The 24,320-nt window shown below is 62.8% G+C and carries 25 protein-coding genes and 1 tRNA gene; 15 read left to right on the top strand and 11 right to left on the bottom strand.

Translation table 11 applies throughout. The annotated features are described in order from the left end of the window. A partial coding sequence (locus tag AC07VY_RS19265) for a transposase (protein ID WP_495098879.1) occupies positions 1-237 on the top strand: 237 nt, incomplete at its 5' end. Between the two features lie 395 nt (positions 238-632). Here AC07VY_RS19265 and queF read toward each other — a convergent pair. The 5 genes from queF to AC07VY_RS19240 all read right to left on the bottom strand — a co-directional run bounded on the left by queF (position 633) and on the right by AC07VY_RS19240 (position 5,276). Further along, positions 633-1,481: an NADPH-dependent 7-cyano-7-deazaguanine reductase QueF gene (queF, locus tag AC07VY_RS19260; protein WP_495098878.1), complete on the bottom strand. Its 849-nt coding sequence runs from the start codon at positions 1,479-1,481 to the stop codon at positions 633-635. Positions 1,482-1,702: 221 nt separating this feature from the next. Continuing rightward, on the bottom strand, positions 1,703-2,569 hold the full coding sequence (locus AC07VY_RS19255; protein WP_495098877.1) for a 2OG-Fe(II) oxygenase: 867 nt from the start codon (positions 2,567-2,569) through the stop codon (positions 1,703-1,705). Continuing rightward, positions 2,562-3,344 (bottom strand): peroxide stress protein YaaA, encoded by a 783-nt coding sequence (gene yaaA, locus AC07VY_RS19250; RefSeq protein ID WP_495098876.1) that lies wholly within the window; start codon positions 3,342-3,344, stop codon positions 2,562-2,564. The genes AC07VY_RS19255 and yaaA overlap by 8 nt, the downstream gene beginning before the upstream one ends. 93 nt (positions 3,345-3,437) lie before the next feature. After that, positions 3,438-4,418: a sensor domain-containing diguanylate cyclase gene (locus AC07VY_RS19245; protein WP_495098875.1), complete on the bottom strand. Its 981-nt coding sequence runs from the start codon at positions 4,416-4,418 to the stop codon at positions 3,438-3,440. Between the two features lie 81 nt (positions 4,419-4,499). Next, the gene (locus AC07VY_RS19240) at positions 4,500-5,276 is read right to left on the bottom strand and encodes an SDR family NAD(P)-dependent oxidoreductase (RefSeq protein ID WP_495098874.1); all 777 of its coding nucleotides are present in this window, start codon (positions 5,274-5,276) and stop codon (positions 4,500-4,502) included. A gap of 193 nt (positions 5,277-5,469) precedes the next feature. On the opposite strand from AC07VY_RS19240, the gene AC07VY_RS19235 reads away from it, so the two are divergent. Both AC07VY_RS19235 and AC07VY_RS19230 read left to right on the top strand, forming a co-directional pair. Beyond that, on the top strand, positions 5,470-8,337 hold the full coding sequence (locus AC07VY_RS19235; RefSeq protein WP_495098873.1) for a valine--tRNA ligase: 2,868 nt from the start codon (positions 5,470-5,472) through the stop codon (positions 8,335-8,337). A gap of 114 nt (positions 8,338-8,451) precedes the next feature. Further along, positions 8,452-9,645: a glycerophosphodiester phosphodiesterase gene (locus AC07VY_RS19230; RefSeq protein WP_495098872.1), complete on the top strand. Its 1,194-nt coding sequence runs from the start codon at positions 8,452-8,454 to the stop codon at positions 9,643-9,645. A gap of 54 nt (positions 9,646-9,699) precedes the next feature. Here AC07VY_RS19230 and AC07VY_RS19225 read toward each other — a convergent pair whose 3' ends face one another. The 3 genes from AC07VY_RS19225 to cysM form a co-directional block, all read right to left on the bottom strand. After that, entirely contained in the window at positions 9,700-9,927 is a 228-nt protein-coding gene (locus AC07VY_RS19225; protein ID WP_490593390.1) for a sulfurtransferase TusA family protein, read from the bottom strand. 58 nt (positions 9,928-9,985) lie between these two features. Beyond that, positions 9,986-10,507, bottom strand: a complete 522-nt coding sequence (locus tag AC07VY_RS19220; protein WP_495098881.1) for an NUDIX domain-containing protein — start codon at positions 10,505-10,507, stop codon at positions 9,986-9,988. Positions 10,508-10,604: 97 nt separating this feature from the next. Next, positions 10,605-11,507 (bottom strand): cysteine synthase CysM, encoded by a 903-nt coding sequence (gene cysM / locus AC07VY_RS19215; RefSeq protein ID WP_495098871.1) that lies wholly within the window; start codon positions 11,505-11,507, stop codon positions 10,605-10,607. Positions 11,508-11,548: 41 nt separating this feature from the next. Between cysM and AC07VY_RS19210 the strand changes: the two genes are divergently transcribed. Continuing rightward, a tRNA-Leu gene (locus AC07VY_RS19210) sits at positions 11,549-11,633 on the top strand. Positions 11,634-11,745: 112 nt separating this feature from the next. Here the strand turns inward: AC07VY_RS19210 and AC07VY_RS19205 are convergent. Next, the gene (locus AC07VY_RS19205; protein ID WP_495098870.1) at positions 11,746-11,898 is read right to left on the bottom strand and encodes a hypothetical protein; all 153 of its coding nucleotides are present in this window, start codon (positions 11,896-11,898) and stop codon (positions 11,746-11,748) included. 327 nt (positions 11,899-12,225) lie between these two features. Here AC07VY_RS19205 and AC07VY_RS19200 point away from each other — a divergent pair, with 327 nt between their 5' ends. From AC07VY_RS19200 to AC07VY_RS19180, 5 genes are all read left to right on the top strand, one after another. Next, the gene (locus AC07VY_RS19200) at positions 12,226-12,378 is read left to right on the top strand and encodes a hypothetical protein (RefSeq protein ID WP_495098869.1); all 153 of its coding nucleotides are present in this window, start codon (positions 12,226-12,228) and stop codon (positions 12,376-12,378) included. Then, on the top strand, positions 12,375-12,512 hold the full coding sequence (locus AC07VY_RS19195; RefSeq protein ID WP_495098868.1) for a hypothetical protein: 138 nt from the start codon (positions 12,375-12,377) through the stop codon (positions 12,510-12,512). The genes AC07VY_RS19200 and AC07VY_RS19195 overlap by 4 nt, the downstream gene beginning before the upstream one ends. 482 nt (positions 12,513-12,994) lie before the next feature. Beyond that, on the top strand, positions 12,995-13,576 hold the full coding sequence (locus AC07VY_RS19190; protein WP_495098867.1) for a GbsR/MarR family transcriptional regulator: 582 nt from the start codon (positions 12,995-12,997) through the stop codon (positions 13,574-13,576). Continuing rightward, a complete protein-coding gene (locus AC07VY_RS19185) occupies positions 13,576-14,934 on the top strand; it encodes a cytochrome ubiquinol oxidase subunit I (RefSeq protein WP_495098866.1) in 1,359 nt (452 codons plus the stop codon). Before AC07VY_RS19190 ends, AC07VY_RS19185 begins: the two co-directional genes overlap by 1 nt. Beyond that, positions 14,927-15,958: a cytochrome d ubiquinol oxidase subunit II gene (locus AC07VY_RS19180; protein WP_495098865.1), complete on the top strand. Its 1,032-nt coding sequence runs from the start codon at positions 14,927-14,929 to the stop codon at positions 15,956-15,958. The genes AC07VY_RS19185 and AC07VY_RS19180 overlap by 8 nt, the downstream gene beginning before the upstream one ends. A gap of 86 nt (positions 15,959-16,044) precedes the next feature. On the opposite strand, the gene AC07VY_RS19175 is transcribed toward AC07VY_RS19180, so the two are convergent. Further along, the gene (locus tag AC07VY_RS19175; RefSeq protein ID WP_495098864.1) at positions 16,045-17,226 is read right to left on the bottom strand and encodes an MFS transporter; all 1,182 of its coding nucleotides are present in this window, start codon (positions 17,224-17,226) and stop codon (positions 16,045-16,047) included. Between the two features lie 102 nt (positions 17,227-17,328). On the opposite strand from AC07VY_RS19175, the gene AC07VY_RS19170 reads away from it, so the two are divergent. Further along, entirely contained in the window at positions 17,329-18,252 is a 924-nt protein-coding gene (locus AC07VY_RS19170; protein ID WP_495098863.1) for a LysR family transcriptional regulator, read from the top strand. A gap of 41 nt (positions 18,253-18,293) precedes the next feature. Here the strand turns inward: AC07VY_RS19170 and AC07VY_RS19165 are convergent, their stop codons facing one another. Next, entirely contained in the window at positions 18,294-19,217 is a 924-nt protein-coding gene (locus AC07VY_RS19165; RefSeq protein WP_495098862.1) for an SDR family oxidoreductase, read from the bottom strand. 42 nt (positions 19,218-19,259) lie between these two features. Between AC07VY_RS19165 and AC07VY_RS19160 the strand changes: the two genes are divergently transcribed. The 5 genes from AC07VY_RS19160 (at position 19,260) to mdcA (ending at position 24,317) form a co-directional block, all read left to right on the top strand. Continuing rightward, positions 19,260-20,312: a CDP-6-deoxy-delta-3,4-glucoseen reductase gene (locus AC07VY_RS19160; RefSeq protein WP_495098861.1), complete on the top strand. Its 1,053-nt coding sequence runs from the start codon at positions 19,260-19,262 to the stop codon at positions 20,310-20,312. A gap of 2 nt (positions 20,313-20,314) precedes the next feature. Next, positions 20,315-21,229 (top strand): LysR family transcriptional regulator, encoded by a 915-nt coding sequence (locus AC07VY_RS19155; RefSeq protein ID WP_495098860.1) that lies wholly within the window; start codon positions 20,315-20,317, stop codon positions 21,227-21,229. A gap of 182 nt (positions 21,230-21,411) precedes the next feature. Beyond that, the gene (madL, locus tag AC07VY_RS19150) at positions 21,412-21,834 is read left to right on the top strand and encodes a malonate transporter subunit MadL (RefSeq protein ID WP_495098859.1); all 423 of its coding nucleotides are present in this window, start codon (positions 21,412-21,414) and stop codon (positions 21,832-21,834) included. A 5-nt stretch (positions 21,835-21,839) separates the two neighbouring features. Then, positions 21,840-22,604, top strand: coding sequence for a malonate transporter subunit MadM (gene madM / locus AC07VY_RS19145; protein WP_495098858.1), 765 nt, complete (start codon positions 21,840-21,842; stop codon positions 22,602-22,604). A 33-nt stretch (positions 22,605-22,637) separates the two neighbouring features. After that, the gene (gene mdcA / locus AC07VY_RS19140; protein WP_495098857.1) at positions 22,638-24,317 is read left to right on the top strand and encodes a malonate decarboxylase subunit alpha; all 1,680 of its coding nucleotides are present in this window, start codon (positions 22,638-22,640) and stop codon (positions 24,315-24,317) included. The last annotated feature ends 3 nt before the right edge of the window (positions 24,318-24,320 follow it).

The raw sequence follows: 24,320 nt of genomic DNA, 5'->3' as shown, positions 1-24,320 counted from the left end.
CGCATGCAGCAACGATTGGACCGCAAGCCCGATGCGATGACGCTACGCCGGAGCACCGTCGAACATGTCTTCGGAACTTTGAAGCATTGGATGGGCTGGACGCACTTCCTGACGAAGACCATTGCGCATGTGGGCACGGAGATGAGCTTGCATGTGCTCGCCTATAACTTCAAGCGGGTGCTGAGTATCCTGGGAATGGAGAAGATGATGAAGGCTATGAAGCTGGCGGGGGCATGAGCCCTTGCGCGCTTTTGCGCCATCAGAAACAGAAACGCAATCCTCGGCTCGTGCAGGCCACACCAGATGCACGAAGCTCCCTTTGTGACTTCGCCAAGAAGAAAAACGGGATTACGGTGTCTTGGCAAAATTGCGCCAGGACTGTTTGAGTGTTTTCACACAGCCTCGGCCGATAGTACCTATTCGCCAAACACCTGCCAACGGCAGCAACCAGCCTGCAGCCCTCCCAACTCTTGCATATCAAAGCTCAAGCGAAGCGCTAACGACACCTATCTCCAGGGCGGCGCTCCACAGCAAGCGCACGGCCGTAGTCAACATCCGCTGGCTCAAAGGGATGGACTTAGCCGCCATCCCGGTGCAGCACTACGACGGCCTCGCCGTCTGAGAAGCTGGATTTACTGCCGCGCAGTGCGGATATTGCCCGGCAGCGTGCCCGGGTGGCTGGTGCGGTAGGGGTTGATGTCGAGACCGCCGCGCCGCGTGTAGCGCGCGTAGACGCTGAGCTTGATCGGCTTGCAGCGGGTCCACAGCTCCATGAAGATGCGCTCCACACACTGCTCGTGGAATTCGTTGTGGTTACGGAAGCTCACCAGGTATTTCAACAACCCAGCCTGGTCAATCTGCGGGCCGCTGTAGCTGATCTGCACGCTGCCCCAGTCGGGCTGGCCGGTAACCAGGCAGTTGCTTTTCAGCAGGTTGCTGGTCAGCACCTCGGACACCGGGGCCTCGTCCAGCGCGGCGCTCAGCAGCTCGGGGGCGGGGCTGTAATTGTCAAAGTCCATGTCCAGCCGGTCCAGGCTCAGGCCGTCCAGCTCGTGCACGGGCTCCTGGTCGAACAGCTCGGGCAGCAGAATGCGCACGCCTACCGTCGACGGCGTATCGCTGCCGCGCCAGGCGGCTTCGCTGATATCGGTGCGGATGCGCGCCTGCACCATGGCGGCATCGGCAAAGCGGGTGTTGTTGAAGCTGTTCAGGTAAAGCTTGAAGGACTTGCTCTCGATGATGTTGGGCGTCTCGCAAGGCACGGTGATGTGCGCCAGCGCCACCTGTGGCTTGCCGCGCAGGTTCAGCCAGCTCAGCTCGAAAGCGGTCCACAGGTCGGCACCAAAGAAAGGCGCGGCTTTGTCGGCCAGCCCGATCTCGGCGCGCTTGACGGCACGCGGAATCGGGAACAGCAACGACGCGTCGTACTGGTCGATATAGGCCGAGGACTTGCCCAGTTGGGATTGTTCTGGAGTGTTCATGATTGCTATACCTTTAGTAGCAGCCTGCGCAGAAGATATCTGCGCCAACTGCTTATTTTCCTTGTGATTCGTGACACCACGGCATAGACGCGCCCTGCATTCCTCCAAGGAACCCGTGGAACCGGCTCTGGCGGGCCGTCGGGTTCACCCCCTGCAAGGCCTGTCCTGAGCTTGCCGAAGGAGGGGTTGGCGGAAACGCGCAGCGTGGAGCCTGGGGGTGTCTAATTAAACTCTCGTTCCCGCAGCCACTTGGTGGCGATCCACTTTTCGCCCGCCAGCACGGGTGCGCCGCCGTGCAGGGTCTTGGTGGCCGGGTGCGGGCGGTCGTAGCTGAAGAACACGGCGTTGCCGCGCTGCGGTGCCACCTCCAGCTGCACATCGGGGAAGATGGTGGCACCGCCCTGTTCGGGCTCGCGCAGGTAGATGATCAAGGTGCCTACGCGCTGGCCGCCGCGCTTGACGATGGTGGGCGTACCCGGCTCCTGCGGGTCGAAGTAGTCGTAATGCGGCTTGTACTGTGCGCCGGGCTGGTAGTGCAACACCTGCAGGCCTTCACCGTTTTCCAGGGGCCACTGCAGCAGGCGGGCAATGCGCTCTTCAATGCACTGGACCAGCGGGCTTTCACCCCGGCTGAAGAACATGCCGTCGCTCGTGCGGTCCACGTGCACTTCTTCGCCGCCGGTCCGGGTGGCCACTGTCAGCGAGCGGCTCAGGCGCGGCCGGGCGGCCTCGACCAAGGCGTCGCACTCCTCGTCGCTGAGCAGGTTGCCAAACACCACCACGCGCGGGTTCTGCATCACGGACAGCACGCGGACCTGGCGGTCGCCCACATCCAGTTGCAAGGGGGCCTGCGACAGGTCAGGCCCAGGAACGGCCACCGCCGGCGGCAAGCTCTGTTTACGCGCCTGCAAATGGGCGGTAAGCGTGCTCTCCATCGCCTCCACGGCCACCTCTTCGCTCCAGCCCGAATCCCGCATGGCCTTCAGCACCACATCGGGCGTGAAACCGGCCTCGGCCTGGGCAATGATCCATTGCCGCAGTGCCGGGGTGATGGTCTGCTGCGCGGCGTTGGCGTGGGACTTAGGCATGGGGGGCTCCTTGGCGACGGAAAACCAGGCGGTCGGGCTCGGACACCTGGGCGGCGTAAGCATAGCCTTCCAGGTTAAAGCCCTGCAACTGCTGCGGCAGGCTGAGGTGGTGCAGGGTGGCGTAGCGCGCCATCAGCCCGCGGGCGCGCTTGGCCATAAAGCTGATGATCTTGTACTGGCCGTTCTTCTGCTCTTCAAACACGCATTCCACCACCCGGGCCTTCAGGGCCTTGCGGTCCACCGCCTTGAAATATTCTTGCGAGGCCAGGTTCACCACCACCGGTGTGGCATCGGCCTGCAGGCGCTGGTTCAGGTAGTCAGATATCTGCGTGCCCCAGAACTTGTACAGCGTGGCACCCCGCGGATTCGGCAGGCGGGTGCCCATCTCCAGCCGGTAGGGTTGCATCCAGTCCAGCGGGCGCAGCACGCCGTACAGGCCGCTGAGTATGCAGACATGGTCTTGGGCCCAGGCCAGGGCCTCGGGCACCAGCGTGGCCGCATCCAGCCCGCCGTAGACATCGCCGTTGAAGGCCAGCGCGGCCTGCTTGGAGTTCTTGGCAGTGAATTGGGGGCTCCAGGCCTGGTAGCGGGCCACGTTCAGCCCGGCCAACGCATCGCTGAGGTGCATCAGCTCGGAAATCTGCTGGGGTGAGTAGGCCCGCAGCAGCGCAATCAGCTCGGTGGACTGCTGGGTGAACAGGGGTTGGGTATGCGGCTTTCCCGTGGCGGGCGTTTCAAAATCAAGGGCCTTTGCGGGCGACAACAAAAACAACATGGGCAAACATCCTTTGGCCGGGATTATCGGGTGCTGCCACCCACAACCCGGTTGCCGCTCCGAATAGGCCTTGAACAGGTTCTTGGAACCGCGCTACGCGACCGTCGCCAAGGTCTTTTTACTGCGCTTGTTTTCGTACATCAGCGCATCCGCACGGGACAGCAGAGCCTCCACCGACTCGCGCACCTCCGGGGACACCCGCACAATGCCGTGGCTGCACGCAATCGCATATCCGCTGTGGGAGAACTGGTTACGCCGGTCCAAGGCGGCCAGCAAGCGCTCCACAATGGTCTGCGCCAGAGCATGCGGGCAATCGAACAGCAGGACCACGAACTCATCGCCGCCCAGGCGGGCCAGGATGTCGGCATTGCGAAAACTGCGCCGCATCTGGTCAGCAAAGGCCTGCAGAGCCTTGTCGCCCTCGGCATGGCCAAAGTTGTCATTGATGGCCTTGAACTTGTCCAGGTCAAAAAACACCAGGCAACAGGAAATGGACTTGCGCGTAGCCAGTGCCAGCGCGTGCTCGGCCAGCGCCAGAAAACCGCGCCGGTTCTGCAGCCGCGTCAGCTCGTCCACCGTGGCCATCTGGTAGGTGGATATCTCCTGCTCCACGATGGCGGCCAGGTCGCCCATCAGCTGCAGATCTTCAGGGCTGAGCTTGCGCGGCTGCGTATCCAGCAGGCAGAGCGTCCCCAGCTTGCTGCCGTTGGCCGCCTTCAGGGGCCAGCCGGCGTAGAAGCGCACGTGCGGCGGGTTCACCACCAGCGGATTGTCAAAAAAACGCTCGTCCTGCAGCGCATCGGGCACCAGCAGGACCGGCCGATCGCTCAGGATGGCATGGCCGCAAAAGGAGATATCGCGCGGGGTCTCGGTAAGCGCCATACCCTGGGCCGATTTGAACCACTGGCGGTTCTCATCCACTAGGCTGACCAGTGCCATGGGCACGCCAAACATGCGTTTGGCCATGCGGGTCAGCCGGTCAAAGCGTTCCTCGGGCGGGGTGTCCAGCAGGTTGAGCGAGCGCAGCGTGCCGAGGCGGAAAGGCTCGTCGGGCGCAAGGCCAGGCTTGATCATGGACTCTCCTTGAAAAAGAAGGTGAGCCCATTCTAGAGACAGAGTTCGGTGTCAGGCCAGCCCTATTTTCATGGCGAAGAGCTACACCACCGTAGGCGCCGAAGCCCCGTCCACGGTGATGTTGGCACCCGTCAGGTAGCGGCCGCGCTCGGAGGCGGCGAACAGCACGATGTTGGCGATCTCCTCCGGCTCGGCCAGCCGGCCCTGGGCCAGCTTCTGGATGGCACGCTCGCGCGCTTCCTCGGGGCTGATACCCGCGTGCTTGGCCTCGGCCAGCATGCCTTCGGCCACGCGCTCGGTATTCGTCAAGCCCGGGTTCAAGCCCACCACACGCACACCCCGGCCCGCATAGGCATGGGCCAGACCCGCGGTGGCCAGCATCAGCGCCGCATTTGCCGCCCCGCCGGCTAGGTGCACGGCCGAGGCCAGTTTGCCGCCGTTGCCGATGATGTTGACGATGGCGCCCTGGCCGCGCGCGGCCATCAGCTTGACCACCGGGTCGATCACATGGATGTAGCTGAAGTATTTGGCGTCCATCGCCGCATGCCAGGCCGTGGGGCTCAGGTCTTCGGCATTGGTGCGGCGCGCGGCGCCGGCGCTGTTGACCAGGATGTCGATGGGGCCGAACTGCGCCTCCACCTCGGCCACCATGGCCGCAGCGGCGGTGGCATCCGTCAGGTCGGCGGCCACGGTATAGACATCGCCCAGCGCGGCACGGGCCGCGTCCAGGTTCGCCTGCGAGCGCGAGACCAGCGCCACCCGCGCGCCCTCGGCCAGAAACAACTGGGCGCAGGCCAGGCCTATGCCCTTGCTGCCGCCGGTGATCAATACGTTTTTACCGCCCAAACCGAGGTCCATGGATCTGCTCCGTTGAAAAGTGGCTGCCAGCCTAACCCAGCGCCTAAGCCCCCGCAGGCCCCGGGTATTTATATGAAAAACAGGGCTCTGACGCAGACAACACCTGCGCCAGCAGCTACTAAAACCATAGCAAAATCGCATCCATGTACCCGCCCGGTAAAATCGCGCCCTCCCTGAAAGAACCTGTTAGACCATGACCGACACCGCTTCCACTGCTCCCGCCCAGCCCGGCTTGCAATCCCTGTCCAAATCCTTCGAACCTGCCGCGCTGGAAGCGCACTGGGGCCCGGAATGGGAACGGCGCGGTTATGGCGTGGCCGGGCACCGGGGCACGGGCCAGGCCCAGGCCGGCGCGGAGTCGTTCGCCATCCAGCTGCCGCCACCGAATGTGACTGGCACCCTGCACATGGGCCACGCCTTCAACCAGACCATCATGGACAGCCTGACCCGCTACCACCGCATGGCCGGCCATAACACCGCCTGGATTCCGGGTACCGACCACGCGGGCATCGCCACCCAGATCGTGGTCGAGCGCCAGTTGCAAGAGCAAAAGATCAGCCGCCACGACCTGGGCCGCGAAGCCTTCACCGCCAAGGTGTGGGAGTGGAAGGAGAAGTCCGGCAACATCATCACCGGCCAGATGCGCCGCATGGGCGACAGCGTGGACTGGAGCCGCGAATACTTCACCATGGACCCGAAGCTGTCCAAAACGGTGACCGAAACCTTTGTGCAGCTGTACCAGCAAGGCCTGATCTACCGCGGCAAACGCCTGGTGAACTGGGACCCGATCCTGCAAAGCGCGGTGTCCGACCTGGAAGTCGAAAGCGAAGAGGAAGACGGCTTCCTGTGGCACATCGCCTACCCGCTGGCCGATGGCTCGGGCTCGCTGACGGTAGCCACGACGCGCCCCGAAACCATGCTGGGCGACGTGGCCGTGATGGTCCACCCTGAAGACGAACGCTACACCCACCTGATCGGCAAGATGGTCACGCTGCCGCTGTGCGACCGCGAGATCCCGGTGATTGCCGACGACTATGTGGACAAAGCCTTCGGCACCGGCGTGGTGAAGGTCACGCCCGCGCACGACCAGAACGATTACCAGGTCGGCCAGCGCCACAAGCTGCCGATGATCTGTGTGCTGACCCTGGACGCCAAGATCAACGAAAACGCCCCCGCGGCCTACCAGGGCCTGGACCGCTTCGTGGCGCGCAAGAAGGTGGTTGCCGACCTGACCGAACTCGGCCTGCTGGTCGAGACCAAGAAGCACAAGCTGCAGGTACCGCGCTGCGCCCGCACCGGCCAGGTCATCGAGCCCATGCTGACCGACCAGTGGTTCGTCGCCATGACCAAGGTCAGCGACCAGGACCCGACCGGCAAGAGCATCGCGCAAAAAGCCATCGAGGCTGTGAGCAGCGGCCAGGTGCAGTTCGTGCCCGAGAACTGGGTGAATACCTACAACCAGTGGATGAACAACATCCAGGACTGGTGCATCAGCCGCCAGCTCTGGTGGGGCCACCAGATCCCGGCCTGGTACGACGAAGACGGCAAGGTCTATGTGGCGCGCAACGAAACCGAGGCCCAAGCCCAGGCGCCGGGCAAAACGCTCAAGCGTGACGAAGACGTGCTCGACACCTGGTACTCGTCGGCGCTGGTGCCGTTCAGCACCATGGGCTGGCCCGAGAAGACGCAGGACTACGACCTGTACCTGCCCTCCAGCGTGCTGGTCACCGGCTACGACATCATCTTCTTCTGGGTCGCCCGGATGATCATGATGACCACGCACTTCACCGGCCAGGTGCCGTTCAAGCATGTCTACATCCACGGCCTGGTGCGCGACGCGCAGGGCAAGAAGATGAGCAAGTCCGAAGGCAATGTGCTGGACCCGGTGGATTTGATCGACGGCATCGCCCTGGCACCCTTGCTGGACAAGCGCACCACCGGCCTGCGCAAGCCCGAGACCGCGCCTGCGGTGCGCAAGAACACCGAGAAGGAATTTCCCGAAGGCATTCCCGCGTTTGGCGCCGATGCGCTGCGCTTCACCTTTGCATCCCTGGCCAGCCTGGGCCGCAGCATCAACTTCGACAGCAAGCGCTGCGAGGGCTACCGCAACTTCTGCAACAAGCTGTGGAACGCCACCCGCTTCGTGCTGATGCAGTGCGAAGGCCAGGACTGCGGCGTGGCCGAGCACACGCCGGCAGAATGCGGCCCCGGCGGCTACCTGGACTTCAGCCAGGCCGACCGCTGGATCAGCTCCGCACTGCAACTGGCCGAAGCCGAAGTGGCCAAGGGCTTTGCCGACTACCGCCTGGACAACGTGGCTAATGCCATCTACGACTTCACCTGGAACGAGTTCTGCGACTGGTACCTGGAAATCGCCAAGGTGCAGATCAACATCGGCAGCGACGCCCAAAAACGCGCTACCCGCCGTACCCTGATCCGTACGCTGGAAGCCATCCTGCGCCTGGCCCACCCGATCACCCCGTTCATCACCGAAGAGCTGTGGCAAAAGGTCGCGCCAGTGGCCGGCATTCCCGGTGACTCGGTGAGCATCGCGCCCTATCCGCAATGCCAGCCGGCCAAGATTGACCCGGCCGCCATCGCCCATGTGACCAAGCTCAAGGGCCTGGTGGATGCCTGCCGCAACCTGCGTGGCGAGATGAATGTCTCGCCCGCCACCCGCATGCCGCTGTACTGCGTGGGCGATGCCGCCTTCATGCAAGAGGTGGCGCCGGTGCTGCAGTCGCTGGCCAAGCTCAGCGAAGTCAAGCTGTTCGATGACGAAGCCGCCTGGCAAGCCGCCGCGCAGGCCGCCCCCACGGTAGTGGCCGGCGATGCGCGCCTGTGCCTGCACATGGAGATCGACGTGGCCGCCGAAAAAGCCCGCCTGGGCAAGGAAGCCGCACGCCTGGAAGGCGAGATCGCCAAGGCCACCAACAAGCTGGCCAATGAAGCCTTTGTGGCCAAGGCGCCGCCAGCCGTGATCGCGCTGGAGCGCGGCCGCATCAGCGACTTCGGCGCCACCCTGGAGCGCCTGAAAGAGCAGTTGGCACGCCTGGGTTAAGCCCGCAAGCTCCACTCAAGCCCCAGGTCACACACGCGGCACAGGGGCTTTTTTTCAACACAACTGTCACATATCCGCCATAGTATCGGCCGCTACTTAACCTAGGAGTAGTGCATGTCCTCGATTTCCTTTCCCCTGCGTACCACCTCGGCCCTGTTGGTCGCGGCAGGCTTGAGCGCTTGCAGCAGCATGCCTGGCCAAACCATGGGCGCCGTGTCTACCCTCAACGGCCAACAACCACTGGTGATTGCGCACCGCGGCGCATCCGGCTACCTGCCCGAAGAAACCCGCGAAGCCTATATCCGCGCCATCGAACTGGGCGCCGACGTGATCGAGATGGACATCATCGTCACCAAAGACCGCCAACTGATCGCCCGCCACGACCCGAACCTGGCCATCAGCACCGATGTCGCCAAACACCCCGAATTCGCCTCGCGCAAGAAAACCATCCAGGTCGATGGCGAAACCCAGACCGGCTGGTTCAGCGACGACTTCACGCTGGCCGAAATCAAGACCCTGGGCGCAATCTCCACCGATGCAGAGCGGCCGCAGCAATTTAATGGCCAGTTCAAGGTCATCACCTTCCAGGAAGTGATCGACCTGGCCAAGGCCCAGTCGCAGGCCACCGGCCGCACGATTGCCATCTACCCGGAAACCAAGAACCCCAGCTACTTCGCGTCGCTCGGCCTGCCGATGGAAGACATGTTTGTCGACACCATCGTCAAAGCCGGCTGGAACAGCAAGTCGGCGCCCATCTTTGTGCAGTCGTTTGAGCCCGGCAGCCTGAAGTACATGAAGAGCAAAGGCCTGCAAACCAAGATGGTCCAGTTGGTCGACGGTGACAACATCGACCTGGCGACCGGCAAGGTCACCTTCAAGCTGCCCAGCGACCGCCCCTATGACTGGACGCTGATGGGTGACAAGCGCAACTTCGACGCCATGGTCACGCCCGCAGGCCTGGCTGAGATCAAAACCTATGCCGACGGCATCGGCCCGTGGAAGCGCTACATCATCAGCATCAAAGGCACCATCGGCGCCGATGGCAAGCCTGTGGACGTGAATGGTGATGGCAAGATCAACGACGCCGACGCCACCTCCATGACGCCCACCAGCCTGGTGACAGATGCCCACAAGGCCGGCCTGTTCGTGCACCCCTTCACATTCCGCAACGAGTCACGCCGCCTGGCCATCGACTATGCGAAAGATGGCACGAACGAATACACAGCCATCTACAAGACGGGGGTGGACGGCGTGTTCACCGACTTCACCGACACGGCGCTGGCAGCACGCAAGGCGCTGCTGAAGTAAAACAGAAATCGCCGCGCCGCTGACCCTACTGCGGGGCACGGCGCGTGCCAAGCATTAGCGCCGGCGTAGCACGTGGATGAAGTCAGCCCCTTCCGTGGTCTGCTCCATCAGTTCGTTGCCAGTCTGTTTGGAGAAAGCCTGGAAGTCGCGCACCGAACCCGCATCGGTAGACACCACCTTGAGCAACTGGCCGCTTTGCATATCGGTCAGCGCTTTCTTGGCCTTGAGGATGGGCAGCGGGCAGTTCAGGCCGCGCGTGTCGATTTCTTTGTCTGTCTGCATGGGGCGGTGGTCCTTGGGTGGTGCGTGATTTTAGTGCGGAAGATGCCCGCGCACGGCATCAGCCCAGCTCGCGAAACTGCGGCTCGTAGCCCCGGCGCTTCAGGAACTCGGCCAGCCCGTAGCCGGTACCCGCAGGCCAGCACTTCACGTCTTCAAAGTTGTACAGCCGGTAGTCCACCAACTCGGGCGACAAACGCACTTCGCCATGCGCAACCGCGTGGTAGACGATCAGCAGCTGGTTCATGCGTTGAAAGTCATACACGCCGATCAGCTCCAGCGCAGAGGCCGTGAGGTTGGTCTCTTCCAGAATTTCGCGGGCAATGCCCTCTTCGGGCGTTTCACCGGCCTCCATGAAGCCGGTGATCAGCGCATAGATATCAGAGGTCCAGGCGGCGTTGCGCGCCAGCAGGATCTGCCCGCCGTATTCGACAATGGCAGCCAACACCGGTGTGGGGTTGTTCCAATGCGTGAAGTCGCAGGCCGGGCAACGCAGGCGCTGCTTCGGCCCGCCGTCTTCTTCCTGGCTGATCCAGGCCAGCACAGTAGCGCACTGCGGGCAGAATTTGAACTCAGCGGCCATGGCTTCGAGCATCCTTCAAAACTACAGAAAACATAGCAGCTAGCGCAGGTGAAATCAGCGCTAGCGGCCTATTTTTTATAAATTCAACATAGCCTCATCAAGTCGGAAACACGCCGGTTGAAAGGTAGCGATCACCGCGGTCGCAGACAACGAAAACAATGGTCGCATTCTCTTCCCGCTGTGCAATCTGCTGCGCCACCCAGCAGGCACCCGCTGCCGAGATACCGGCAAAAATACCTTCCTCGCGCGCCAGGCGGCGGCACATTTCTTCGGCATCGTCCTGGCCCACATAGACCAGCTCGTCCACATGGCTGGGGTCGTAAATCTTGGGCAGGTATTCCTGCGGCCATTTGCGGATGCCGGGAATGCGCGAGCCCTCGCTGGGCTGGGCGCCGATGATCTTGACGGCCGGATTCTTCTCTTTCAAAAAGCGCGACACGCCGGTGATGGTGCCGGTCGTGCCCATGGCGCTGACGAAATGCGTGATCTTGCCCTGGGTATCAGCCCAGATTTCAGGACCGGTGTTTTCATAATGGGCGCGGGGGTTGTCTGCATTAGCAAACTGGTCCAGCACCTTACCCTTGCCTTCGCGCTGCATCTGGTCGGCCAGGTCCCGGGCGTACTCCATGCCGCCGCTCTTGGGCGTCAGGATCAGCTCGGCACCAAAAGCCTTCATGGTCTGGGCCCGCTCGATGGACAAGTCCTCCGGCATGATCAGCACCATGCGATAGCCCTTGACCGCGGCCGCCATCGCCAATGCGATACCGGTGTTGCCCGAGGTGGCCTCGATCAGGCTATCGCCCGGCCTGATTTCGCCGCGCTCCTGCGCCCGCTGGATCATGGACAAGGCCGGCCGGTCCTTCACCGAGCCTGCGGGGTTGTTGCCCTCCAGCTTGCCCAAAACCACGTTGCCACGGACCGAATTGTCCGCAGCACCAATGCGCTGCAAAGCCACAAGCGGAGTTTTTCCGATGACGTCTTCAATTGTTTGGTATTTCATGCCCCACACTGTGCCATAATATTGGTCTTGCTTCTGCACATGCCCGGGTGGTGAAATTGGTAGACGCAGGGGACTCAAAATCCCCCGCCGCAAGGCGTGCCGGTTCGATTCCGGCCCCGGGCACCATGTGTTAGCTTGTAGTGGATCTTAAAGATCTAATGTTAAGCCCCTTCCCTGTAGGACGGGGCTTTTTCATTTCTGCAAAGCTTTTACAAAAAAACCAAGCACCGCAAAGTATTCAGCCAAAGAAAACGCGGCCAATGCCTCGCGCGAATTGGTACGCGAACATGACCATGAAGGTGCCAGCCAAAGCCACACTGGTAACGCTTCCGATTGCCAGGCCCAGAAAGCTCAAACCCTCGTAGTGCTCGTCTACATCTTGTTGAACCATACAAATTGCTCCATTTGTGGGTTGAAGAAATCAACGCCACCAATGTAGAGCGGGGCCTGCAGCTCGTCGCGTGACAAACGCACATAAATCAATATTTGATGCGGCTACTAGCCAGAGAGTGCATTCAGGTCGCCCCATCCGAACGGCAAATATTGCAATGGACCGTCTCGCTGTGCCAGGCGAGACTTTCCTGCCCTGACGGAAGCCAGGGTGTATGGCAGTAACATGCATAGCACATAGCGCAAAACTGTCGAATAGTTCCGCAAATTGCATTTTGGAAATTCAACTGTCATTCACATGACGCGGGATGCGATTTAAATTTGAGGCATGAACACACCAAACCATCCCCAATCCACTGCAGCCAAAGAGGTTCCAGCTGAACCAATGAATGGTGCTGCATTTGTTCACACACTGCTGATCCTGGGCGCCCTGGGTATGGCGGTTTACAAGGTGCTCGACGCGGCCCTTCATCTACTTTGACCCTCGCCCCACACAAATCCAATAACTGGAAAAAACTGAAGCTGGTGCTGGCCATCGTCGCCTTGGGCGCCGTGGCCATCACGTTTATCAGCGGCACAGCCATCTTCGTATACCAGATGCTGCGCGCCGGATAGCCTCGCACCTCTTGGTTCAGGCCCGCTACATGCGGGCTTTTTCACGTCTGCGTGGCAGGAATCCACGCCAACGCGGCGGCTCAATGCACGGTGGCGCTACTGGGGGCTGTGAGTTTGAAGTGCTGGACGGCCTGCTGCGGGCTGCATTGCAATTGGCGCTGGAACAGGCGCTGTTCCAGGCACAGCCTCGGGACGCGGCGCGGGGTGGTTTTGCTCGGCTGGCTTCTCGGCATCCAATGCTCCTTGCTAAGGTTCAGTTGCTGCGGTATCGATAGCGTTTTGCGCAACCAGTGTAGGACCTGAAATCGACGGTCCCCATTCTTTTTACACCTGTGTTGCGCGCACAACAACACAGTGAAGCGGGCAGCCAGCACGCGACTTATACCCAACGAGTGGGCCCTGGCTGCTGAAGGTCTTTATGGCTGCAGTTTGTCTGAATTCCTGAATTTTCAGAAAATGCTGAAAATTCAGGAATTCAAAACATGAACCTCGCCCCCCTCACCCAGCGTTTTGTTTTGCACTTTGGCGAAATGGGCAGCCGCTGGGGCATCAACCGTACTGTGGGGCAAATCTACGCCCTGCTATTTGTCTCCGCCAAGCCGCTGAACGCCGACGAGATCGCCGAAGGCCTGGGCTTCTCGCGCTCCAACGTCAGCATGGGGCTGAAAGAACTGTCGTCCTGGAACTTGGTGCGGTTGCACCATTTGCCGAACGACCGGCGCGAATACTTCGAAACGCCCGAAGACGTATGGGCCATCTTCCGCACCCTGGCCGCCGAGCGGCGCAAGCGCGAGATCGATCCCACCTTGTCCATGCTGCGCGACGCGCTGATGGAACGCCCGGCCCTGGCCGAAGACATCCACGCCCAGTCGCGCATGAAGGAAATGCACGACCTGATCGAGCTGGGCACCTCCTGGCTGGATGAGGTGCAAAGCATGGATTCGGCCTCGCTGGCCAGCATGATGAAGATGGGTACGCAGATGAAAAAGCTGCTGCAGGTGAAAGACCGGGTGAAGCAGGCCCTCAAGCCCAGCAAGGCCGCTGCAAACAAGGGAGATGCGTGATGGACGCAATGGACCCGGTCGCACTGGCCCGCATCCAGTTTGCGGCCAATATGACGTTCCACATTCTGTTCCCCACCATCAGCATCGCCACGGGCTGGGTGTTGTTTTATTTCAAGACCCGCTACACCGCCACGCGGGCCGAACACTGGATGGATGCCTACCAGTTCTGGGTGAAGATATTCGCGCTGACCTTTGCGCTCGGCGTGGTCAGCGGCATCACCATGAGCTTCCAATTCGGCACCAACTGGCCAGGCTTCATGATGAAGGTCGGCAATATCGCCGGGCCACTGCTGGCCTACGAAGTACTGACCGCCTTTTTCCTGGAGGCCACCATGCTGGGCATCATGCTGTTTGGCCGGCATCGGGTGAGCGAGCGCCTGCACACTGTCGCCACGTTCCTGGTGGCGGCCGGCACCACGCTGTCGGCCTTGTGGATACTGGCGCTGAACTCGTGGATGCACACGCCGGCCGGCTTTGTAATGGTCAACGGCCAGGCCCATGTGACCAGCTGGCTGGAAGTGATCTTCAACCCCTCCTTTCCCTACCGGCTGGCCCATATGCTGCTGGCCTCGGGTCTGACGGTGGCCTTTCTGCTGGCCGGCATCAGCGCCTTCCGCTGGCTGAAGAATGACCGCGGGCTCGAAGTGATGGCCAGCCTGCGCACCGGACTGACGGTAGCCGCCCTGCTGATCCCGGTGCAGATCGTGGTCGGCGACATGCACGGCGTGAACACTCTGGAACACCAGCCCGCCAAGATCGCCGCCATGGAAGGCATCTGGAAGACCGAGCGCGGCGCCTCTGCCGTGCTGTTCGGCCTGCCCGATGCGGCCACGCAAAGCAACCGGTTTGAAGTGGCCATTCCCCAGTTGGCATCGCTGTACCTCACGCACAGCTGGGACGGCGAGGTCAAGGGCATAGACGCTTTTGGCGACAAGCACCCGCCTGTGGCGCCGGTGTTCTTCGCCTTCCGCATCATGGTCGGCGTGGGGCTGCTGATGCTGGCTGCGAGTTGGGCTGGCGTGTGGCAGTTGCGCCGCCAAGGTGCACCCGAGCCCTGGCTGGCGCGTCTGCTGGTAGCCATGACTTTCATCGGCTGGGTGGGCCTGATTGCAGGCTGGTATGTGACGGAAATCGGTCGCCAGCCCTGGCTGGTGTACGGCGTGATGAGCACCGCCGAAGCCGCGTCCAGCGTGCCGCCCACGGCGATTGCGGCCACGCTGCTGATGTACCTGCTGCTGTACGCGGTGCTGATCACCGCCTATGTGTCCGTGGTGTTCTACATGGCCCGCAAAGCCAGTGCATTGGCCAAACCCATCTTCCCCACCATAGACCGCCGCCGGGAGACCCAGCATGCCTGATCTGATCAACAACCTGGGCCAACCGCAAGTCTGGCTGCCCATCGTCTTCGCTCTGGTGATGGCATTGGCCATGCTGGCTTACGTGATTCTGGACGGCTACGACCTGGGCGTGGGCATTCTGATGCGCAAGCCCGACAACGCGCAACAAGACGCGATGATTGCCAGCATTGGCCCGTTCTGGGATGCCAACGAAACCTGGCTGGTGCTGGGCGTGGGCGTGCTGCTGGTCGGGTTCCCGCTGGCGCACGGCGTGATCCTGGGAGCGCTCTACCTGCCTGTGGCCTTGATGCTAATGGGGCTGATGCTGCGCGGCGTGGCCTTCGACTTCCGCGTCAAGGCCAAGGACGACCACAAGCGGCTGTGGAACATGGCTTTTCACATCGGCTCGCTGCTGGCAGGCTGGGCCCAGGGCTTCATGCTGGGCTCGATGATTACCGGCTTCCGGCACGACCTGGCGGGCATTCTGTTCAGCAGCCTGATCGGGCTGTGCCTGCTGGCGGCCTATGCGCTGCTGGGCGCAGGCTGGCTGATCATCAAGACCGAGGGCGAGCTGCAGCTGATGGCGGTAGCCTGGGCGCGCCGCAGCCTGTGGCTGACCGGGCTGGGCGTGCTGGCCATCTCCGTCGCCACACCCATGGTCAGCCATAGCATCTTTGTGAAATGGTTCAGCTTCCCGAACCTCATCTTGCTGCTGCCGATACCGATAGGCACGCTGGTGCTGTTCGGCACCATCTGGCGCAGCCTGGGCCGATTGCCGGTACGGCTGGAGCAAGGCAACGAATACGGCATAGGCGTGCCCTTCGGCGCCACGGTGGGCATCTTCCTGCTGGCGTTTTACGGCCTGGGCTACAGCATCTTCCCCTGGTTGGTGATCGACAAGATCACCATCTGGGACGCTGCCAGCGCCCCCGAAGCACTGATGGTGATCTTCTACGGCGTGGCCGTGGTGCTGCCGGTGATCATTGGCTACACGGTGTTCGCCTACCGGGTGTTCTGGGGCAAATCCGCCGCGCTGAAGTACTGATCAATATTTACAGAAAATAGGCCTCTGGCGCAGATAGTGCCTGCGCCAGCAGCTATTTATTCAATAGCAAAACCCATGGCATGCGCTCAGGCCGGAAGCGCTGTCCACCGCGGCAAGCGCCTGGCCAGCAGCAGAACCAGCAGCAGGTTCAGTACCGCCAGCCCGCACAGCAGCAGCCATGCGGCCCCCGCTCCCCAAGCATCGATCAGATAGCCGCCCACCAGCGGCGTGGCCGCCTGCCCCAACAGTGCCGGCCTGGCCATGCGCCCCATCAGCACCGGGTAGTCGGCGGCAGCCACCAGAGACAGCGGCAGCGTGCCACGCACAATCGCACGCAAGCCATTGCCCGCGCCGTACAGCATGACGCCCAGCGCCGCCGCGCCGGGCAGCAGCGCAATCAGCAACAGCCCTGCCAGCACCAGTGACACCGAGATACACGTAGTCCACACAGGGTGCCTTTTACGCGCCAGCATGTCCACCACGCGCGATCCCACCTGGCTGGGGCCCAGCAGCGCGCCCATGCTGACAGCCCCCGCCAGCGAATAGCCACGCCCCTCCAGCAAGGCGATCAGGTGCACTGACATGGCCGTCATGACCACGGCGGCCAGGGTAAAGATCGCGGCCAGCAAGGCATACAGCCTGGCGTCCACCTGCCGGCTACCGCTTGCCTGCACGCCAGAACCCGCGCTGGCCAGTCCGGGCGCAGGCAAAGCCTTCGCGTACATAGGCCACACCAGTAGCAACAGCAACACGGCGTAGACGCAGCAGGCCTGGCGCCAACCGCAGTAGGCAATCAGCATGGCCACCGCCGGCCACACCACCGTCGTGGCAAAACCCGAGATCAGCGTGACCCCGGTGATCGCGGAACGGGCGTTCGGCCCATACACGTGACCCAGCGTGGCAAACAAGGCGTCGTACAGCCCGGCCGCCATGCCCACGCCCAGAATGGCCCAGCCCAGCAAAAACACCGGCAGACTGCCCGCCATAGCCAGCACCAGCAGGCCCGCCGCGGTGATGATGCCGCTGCCGCACAACAGGACGCGGCCGCCGTAGCGCAGGATCAGCCGCCCGCTGCAGGGCGCCAGCAGACCAGACACCAGGATACCCAGCGACAGCGCGCCATAGACCCATTGGCGTGCCCAGCCGGTCTCGGCAATCACCGGACTGGCCAGCACCGCCATCAGAAAGAACGAGCCGCCCCATACCAGTATCTGCACCAGGCCCAGTAAGGCAATGCTGGTGATTGGGGGGCGATGGGCTTGGGTCATGAAATCGGCTGCAGTGGTCAAGCTGCTACTTTCGCTTTTCAGCCACTATCTGTAAATTCCGAATCCAGGAACCCATCAATACGATAAACCTATGGATACCACATGATCAACTTTCGGCTTATCCGCCATCTGTGGCTATTTCTGGCTGTGGCCGAAGAGGAGAACTTCAGTCGCGCCGCCAAACGGCTGGGCATGTCGCAGCCGCCGCTCACCGAGCAAATTCAGGTGCTGGAGCAAGCACTGAAGCTGGAGCTGTTCGAACGTTCCCGCAAGGGGGCGCAGCTTACGCCCGTGGGGGCGGCCATCCTGCCGGCGGTACGCAAGTTTGCGGAGCAGCTGCAGCGGCTGGAGCTGGCCGTGCAGGAGGCGATTGCCGGGCAAACCGGGCTACTGAGCATTGGCGCCATCAGCTCCGCGCTGCTGGACGTGCTGCCGCCTCTGCTGGAGCGGCTGAAGGCCGAACACCCCCTGCTGACGGTATCGGTACGGGAGATCGACAGCTTTGAGGCCATTCCCCTGCTGAAAAGCGGCGATATCGACCTGGCCTTCGCGCGGCTGGAGGGCGCGCTGGGCGACGGCATCGCCTCCACCCCGCTGGCGCAGGATCGTCTGGCGGTCGCCTTGCCCCGGTCACACCCGCTGGCGCTGCAGTCGAAGGTGGCGCTGGCATCGCTGGCACACGAGGAATTCGTGATGTTTGCGCGCCAGATCAGCCCGGTGTCTTTCGACGGCCTTGTGGCGTCCTGCCAAGCCTGCGGCTTCTCGCCGCGCGTGCTGCACGAGGTGCGCTCCGCCGCGTCGCAGATCGCCTTCGTAGGCTGCGGCCAGGGCATTGCGCTGGTACCAACCTCCTTGAAAAAACTGGCACCCGCGAATGTGGTGGTAGTCCCACTAAAAGAAAAGCTGAACGTGGTCACCACCGCGATGGCGTGGAGCACCACGCGCAACAACCCGCTGCTGGCCACCCTGATTCCCAGCTTGCAAAAGCAGCCTGCGACCACACGCGGCCGCCGCCAGAAAACTTAAGAAAAATCAGCCTCTAACGCAGACATTACCTGCGCAAGCAGCTATTTATTCGATAGCAGACCAGCTGCTACCGTGGGGTAGTGCAGCCGCAGCCGCAGCTCGGTCTTCATGCGCGTGTTGTCCAGGCGCCGCGACTCGGACATGAAACTCAGCAACATCAACGACAACTGCCCTTGCGCAGCGCTACGCGGCACGCGGGGCGGGCGCGGCAGGCCGTACAGGTCAGCGGCGAGGTCAAAGTAGTCGCCCATGCGCATGTCCGTGTCGTCGTTCACGTTGTAGATGCGCTGCGGGCGGCCTCGCCACAGGGCCTGGATGCAGGCGCGGGCCAGGTCCTTGGCATGGATATGGTTGGTGTACACATCGTCTGCCGCGTCCAGCACCGGCGTACCTTTGCGCAAGCGCGTCTCGGGTGTGCCCCCCTCGCGGTCGGGCGCATAGATGCCCGGAATGCGCAGAATGCTGCTGCGCACCCGGCTGGCACGGCGGCCCAGCAGGCGTACTGCGGCTTCGGCATCGACCCGGCGCTGGGCCCGGGGCGTGGTCGCGGCCAAGGCACGGGTCTCCCGCACCAGCTCGCCCTGGCAGTCGCCATACACGCCACTGGTCGAGCCGTACACCAGCGCACGGGGTGCGCCGCGCAGCTGCAGCACGCGCAGCAGATTGCGGGTGCGCGGATCGTCGCGGCCCTCGCCGGGCGGCGGCGCCAAATGCAGCACCCGGGTCGCCAGCCCGGCCAGCCGGTACAGCGACGCACGCGCGTCCAGATTACCGCACAGCGCAGTGATGCCCTGGGCTCGCAAAGCCGGCACGCGTTCGGGGCTGGAGGTCAACGCCAGCACCCGTACCGAGCGCGGCAAGCAGGCTGCAGCGCGCAGGCCGACATCGCCACAGCCGACGACCAGTACGCGCTCGCGGCGAAAGCGCGCAGGCAGCGCGCCAAGAGGAAATTGGTTTGAGGGCAAAATCGGTGGCCAAAGATAGAACTGACCGAGCATAACGAAACCATGACCCATCCCGTCCCCACTCCGCAAGCTTTCAGTATCACCGTACAGCCCAGCGGCCGCAGTTTTGCCGCCACGGCCGACGAATCCATCCTGGCGGCCGGCATCCGCCAGGGCATCGGACTGCCCTACGGTTGCAAGGACGGCGCCTGCGGCTCCTGCAAGTGCAAGAAACTCGAAGGCATGGTGTTCCACGGCCCGCACCAGAGCAAGGCGCTGAGCGACGAGGAAGAAGCCGCCGGCCTGGTACTGACCTGCTGCGCCATGCCGCTGACCGACGTGGTGCTGGAGTCGCGCCAGGTGACGGACGAGAGCGCCTTCCCGATCAAGAAGATGCCTTCGCGCGTGACCACGCTGGAGAAGGTCTCTAGCGACGTCATGGTCATCAAACTACAGCTGCCGGCCAACGACACCCTGCGCTACCACCCCGGCCAGTACATCGAATTCATCCTGCGTGATGGCGCGCGACGCAGCTACAGCATGGCGAATGCGCCGCACACCGGCCCTGCGGTGGAACTGCACATCCGCCACATGCCCGGAGGCAAGTTCACCGACCATGTGTTCGGCGCGATGAAAGAGAAAGAAATCCAGCGCATTGAAGGCCCGTACGGCAGCTTCTACCTGCGCGAAGACTCCGACAAACCCATCGTGCTGCTGGCCTCGGGCACCGGCTTTGCGCCCATCAAGGCCATCCTGGAACACATGCAGCACAAGGCCATCACCCGCCCGGCCACGCTGTACTGGGGTGGCCGCCGCCCTGGCGATCTGTACCTGAACGATTGGGTGCAGGCCCAGTTGGCAAATATGCCGAACCTGACTTACGTGCCCGTGATCTCCAACGCCCTGCCAGAAGACAACTGGACCGGCCGCACCGGCTTCGTGCACCAGGCCGTCCTGCAAGACCTGCCGGATTTGTCCGGCCACGAGGTCTATGCATGCGGTGCACCCATCGTGGTGGACTCGGCCCAGGCTGACTACATCGCCAAAGCCGGCCTGCCGAGCGACGCCTTCTTTGCCGACTCGTTCACCAGCGAAGCCGATAAAGCCAAGGTCTGAGCATGACGTCCCGCGTTGGCGACGAAATCACCTTTCGTCGGCTGGAAATCTTTCTGGCCTTCATGCAGGAAGGCAATCTGACGCGTACTGCCGAGGTGCTGGACACCAGCACGGTCAGCGTGCACCGGGCCTTGCATGCGCTGGAAGAAGGTCTGCGCTGCGCGCTGTTCCGCCACGAAGGCCGCAACCTGATACCCACGCATGCGGCCCAGGTACTGGCCGAGGCCGCAAAAGACGTGCTGCATCTGATGGCCGAGGGTGTGCGCGCTACCCGCCAGGCAGCCGGCTATGCATCCCACCAGATCCGCATCGGCTCGCTGTATTCGCTGACCATCAAGACCGTGCCGACCCTGCTAGTCGACCTGAAGGTGCGCAAGCCCGAGCTGCAACCCGAGCTGGTGCTGGGCTCGAACGCCGTGCTGCTGCAGAAACTGGCCCAGGGCGCCATCGATGCCGCGCTGATGGCCGTGCCCGATGACGCGCCGGATGTCGAATCGCTGCCGCTGTTCGAAGATGACATCTACTTTGCCGCGCCGGTGGGCTCGCGCTACGCCGACATGGCGGCGGTGGACCTGAGCAGTTGCGCCGACGAACGCTTCGTCAGCCTGACCGAAGGCTTTGCCACCTACAAGGGCTTCCAGGAGGCCTTTCGCATTGCCGAATTCACGCCGAACGTGGTGATGCAGACCGGCGACATCTTTTCGCTGATGAACCTGGTCAGCGGCGGCCTAGGCTGCACGCTGCTGCCGGGCCGGGTGCGCGATGTGTTTCCGCACAAGGTGCAACTGATTCCGCTGCAGCCCAAATACCTGATGCGCCAGACCATAGGCCTGAGCTTTTTACGCAGCCGCGAACGCGACCCGAATCTGCTGACACTGCTGTCGGTCTGCCGCATGTCGCAGACCCGCCTAGCCTGAGATACAGCGGTGCCCGGGTAAACCCCCGATCGTTTCACCTGCCGTAAACATCCCCTCTTCCGCTTAATTGTTCTGTCGCGGCTGGCTCGGTACATTCCACTCCGAGAAGCCCTGCCGTGCCCCACCGCTTGGCAAGGCTTCCAAAAAATAGCGCTGACATGCGCCATAACCAGGAGACAGACATGATTATTTACGGCACCGCGCTACTGGCAGCATGCCATTTGCTGGGGATTTTTTTAGGTGACTTGCTCGGGCAGGCCATGGGCGTCAAAACCAATGTTGGCGGCGTCGGCATCGCCATGCTGCTGCTGATTTTTGCGCGCCTAAGCATGCAAAAACGCAACATCCTGCCCAAACTCACCGAGGCGGGTGTGGAGTACTGGGGTGCCATGTACATCCCGGTGGTGGTCGCCATGGCGGCACAACAGGACGTGGTATCGGCGCTGCGCGGCGGCCATCTGGCGCTATTGTCGGCGCTGGGTGCGGTAGCTGTCTGCGCAGTCGTCATCTCCCTGATCAACCGCATGGAACGCATTGAAGAACCGGCCGTGGCCGCTGATAGCGCAACGCTTCCCAATGCCCAGCCCGCAACCCACCTGAAATAAACACCATGCTAGAAATTCTGCAAAAAGCCGCGGCCGCCAACGGCCTGGTTACCGCCTTCGCCATGGTGGGTTTAATCGTGCTGTTGTCCGGCGTGATCTCACGCAAGCTGACTTTTGGCCGGGTGCATGGCTCGGCCATCGCCATCGTCATCGGCCTGGTGCTGGCCTACTGGGGCGGCACACAAACCGGCGGGCACAAGGGCCTGGCCGATATGTCGCTATTCGGCGGCATTGGACTGATGGGGGGCGCCATGCTGCGCGACTTCGCCATCGTCGCCACCGCCTTCGAAGTGCAGGCCACCGAGGCGCGCAAGGCCGGTTTGATCGGCGTAGTCGCTCTGCTGCTGGGCACCTTGCTGCCATTCATCGTGGGTGCCAGCGTGGCCTGGAGCTTTGGCTACCGGGATGCAGTGAGCATGACCACCATCGGCGCAGGTGCCGTCACCTATATCGTCGGCCCGGTCACAGGTGCTGCGATTGGCGCCAGCTCGGACGTGATGGCGCTGAGCATTGCCACCGGCCTGATCAAGGCGATCCTGGTGATGGTCGGCACGCCGGTAGCAGCGCGCTTTCTGCGCCTGAAAACGCCACGTTCGGCCATGGTGTTTGGCGGGCTGGCCGGCACGGTCAGCGGCGTCTCCGCCGGCCTGGCCGCGACCGACCGCAAACTGGTGCCCTATGGTGCGTTGGTGGCGACTTTCCACACCGGCCTGGGCTGCCTGATGGGCCCATCGGTACTGTTTTTTGCCACTAAAGCCCTGGTGGCTTGAGGATCTGAAGATGTGGTTATTGAGGATATGACTATGGACCGTGTGAACTGGAACACCAAAGCAGACAACCGCGCCGACCGGCTGGCACGTGCTGCCCAGGCCCTGGGGCCGCAGCTACGCGGCAAGCATGTGGCGACCGAGGCCATCGCTGCGCTGCTGGAAGCGGTGATCGAACCTGGCGACCGGGTCTGCCTGGAGGGCAACAACCAGAAGCAGGCCGACTTCCTGGCCCAGGCGCTGGTGCAGGTCGATCCGCACAAAGTCCATGGCCTGCACATGGTGCAATCCGTGCTGGCGCTGCCAGAGCACCTGGACATTTTTGAGAACGGCGTGGCCAGCAAGCTGGACTTCAGCTTTTCCGGCCCGCAGGGCGCACGGCTGGCACGGTTGGTGTCCAGCGGCCGCATCCAGATCGGCGCCATCCATACCTATCTGGAGCTGTTCGCCCGCTACTTTGTGGACCTGACACCCAAGGTGGCCCTGGTGGCGGCGCACGCAGCCGACGCCGAGGGCAATCTGTACACCGGGCCGAACACCGAGGACACGCCAGCCATCGTCGAGGCCACGGCCTTCTCGGGCGGCATCGTCATCGCCCAGGTCAACGAGCTGGTCGACGGCAACACCAGCCTGCCGCGCATCGACATCCCGGCGGGCTGGATCAGTTTTGTGGTGAAAGCGCCGCGTCCGAACCTGATTGAGCCGCTGTTCACCCGCGACCCAGCGCAGATCAGCGAAATCCAGGTGCTGATGGCCATGATGGCGATCAAGGGCATTTATGCCGAATACGGCGTCGAGCGTCTAAACCACGGCATCGGCTTCGATACCGCTGCCATCGAACTTCTGCTGCCTACCTACGCCGAATCACTGGGGCTGAAGGGCAAGATCGCCAAGCACTGGGCGCTGAACCCGCACCCGGCGTTGATCCCGGCCATCGAAGCGGGCTGGGTCGAATCCATCCACTCCTTCGGCTCCGAGCTGGGTATGGAGGACTACATCCACGCCCGCTCCGATGTATTCTTCACCGGCCCCGACGGCAGCCTGCGCAGCAACCGCGCCTTCAGCCAGGCGGCCGGTCACTACGCCTGCGACTTGTTCATAGGCTCGACCCTGCAGATGGATCTGGACGGCAACAGCTCCACCGCCACGCTGGGCCGCATCGCCGGCTTTGGCGGCGCGCCCAATATGGGTGCTGATGCGCGCGGCCGCCGCCACGCCAGCCCGGCCTGGCTGAAAGCCGGGCGCGAGGCCCGCGACGGCCGCAGCGGCGCCGCCGGCACGCCACGGGGGCAAAAGCTGGTGGTGCAGATGGTGGAGACATTCCGCGAGCACATGCAACCTGCCTTTGTGGAGCGGCTGGACGCCTGGACGCTGCAGGAGCAAGCCAATATGGCCTTGCCACCGATCATGGTCTACGGCGACGATGTGACCCACATCCTGACCGAAGAAGGCATTGCCAACCTGCTGCTGTGCCGCAGCGACACCGAGCGCGAGCAGGCCATACGCGGCGTCGCCGGTTACACGGCGGTGGGCCTGGCGCGCGACAAGCGTGCGGTAGAAAACCTGCGCGACCGCGGCATCATCCGGCGCCCGCAAGACCTGGGGATTGACCCGCGCGACGCCACGCGCAACCTGCTGGCCGCACGCAGCATGCGCGACCTGGTGCGCGCCTCCGGCGGGCTGTACCAGCCACCCAAACGTTTCAGAAACTGGTAGGAG

This window comes from Rhodoferax sp. GW821-FHT02C08 (genome assembly GCF_059421805.1).
The sequence above is the reverse complement of the archived record's forward strand: the minus strand, read 5'-3'. Positions and strand labels throughout refer to the sequence as shown.